Annotated in this window: 1 protein-coding gene; it reads right to left on the bottom strand. The window is 69.3% G+C overall.

The annotated features are described in order from the left end of the window. A partial coding sequence (locus tag VK92_RS38865) for an AraC family transcriptional regulator (RefSeq protein WP_048468281.1) occupies nt 1–890 on the bottom strand: 890 nt, incomplete at its 3' end. Nucleotides 891–1156 lie beyond the last annotated feature (266 nt).

Genomic DNA, 1156 nt, shown 5'->3' with positions numbered 1-1156 from the left:
TCATACGCCAGCCTCAACCCACCCCGCTCCCCCGATCGCGCAATCTCCGTCGGTGTCGCACCCACCACGCGATTCATCCAGTTCGCCATGTGACTCTGGTGCGCAAACCCGGCTTCGAGCGCGATCTGGCTGATACTCAGCCGGCCTTCGAGCAACAACGCCTTCGCCCGCTCGACGCGGCGCCGCACGACATACTGGTGCACGGGCATCCCGAGCGTTTCGCGGAACAGCACCTTGAAATGCGGGACGCTGATCGACACGAGCGCCGCGAGTTCGGCAAGCGTCATGCGCCGCTCGAGATTCGCTTCGACATAGTCGATCACGCGTGCGGCCGCCTTCGGCGCGAGCGTGCGGCGGCGCTCGCGAAACGCCGGCTGGCCGTCGACCAGCCGCGCGACGAGCGCCGTGCACAGGCTTTCCGCATAGAGCGGATCCGACGCGTCGTCCGCTTCGAGTTCGGCCGCCATCGCCCACGCGATGTGCTGAAGGCGCGGGTCGCGCACCTGCAGCCGGCGGCGGATCTGCCCCTGCGACGGCTTCAGCTCGAGCTGCTCGACGGTGCGCCGCACGAACGTGTCGCTGAGCATGATGTGCAGGATCCGGCAGTCGGCGCTGTCGGTCCACTGGCCGGGCAAGCCGGCCGGAATCACGTCGACGTCGCCATGCGCCTGGATACGCGATACGCGCTCGCCGTCGCACACGCAATCCGCGCGAACGGGCCCGCCGATATGCACGCCGATCCGGTGATGCTCGGCCGCCGGAATCCGGTAGGTGCCCGCGCGGATTTCCAGCAGCGACGCGCCGAAGCCCTGCCAGCCGAGCCCGCGGCTGGAGCGCAGGCTGACCGGGACGCCGTTGTCCGTCGGCGCCGCGAGAATCGCATCGCTCATGGCCTTCCTCCGGTGAATGGGGATGTCGAACGCGCATTGTGACGCGTTTTTGGCCCGCCTGCCGGGCCTGCCGGCGGCTCACGCGGGCCGAGCAGAAAAAGATCATCCGTTTCTGCTCGGGGCCATCCTTGCGTGTGCGCCGGCCGGCGCCGTGCCGCTTACGATGGCCCCATCCGACACCTACGGAGACCGTCATGCCTCACTGCCTTGCGCAACGCACCGCGCTCACCGCGCCGTCGCCCGCCGCCACCCGCCCCTCGTCCGGC

This window comes from Burkholderia sp. LK4 (assembly GCF_001043615.1).
Classification (GTDB): Bacteria; Pseudomonadota; Gammaproteobacteria; order Burkholderiales; family Burkholderiaceae; genus Burkholderia; species Burkholderia cepacia.
Note: the sequence above shows the minus strand (reverse complement) of the source record. Positions and strands in the feature narration are given on the sequence as shown.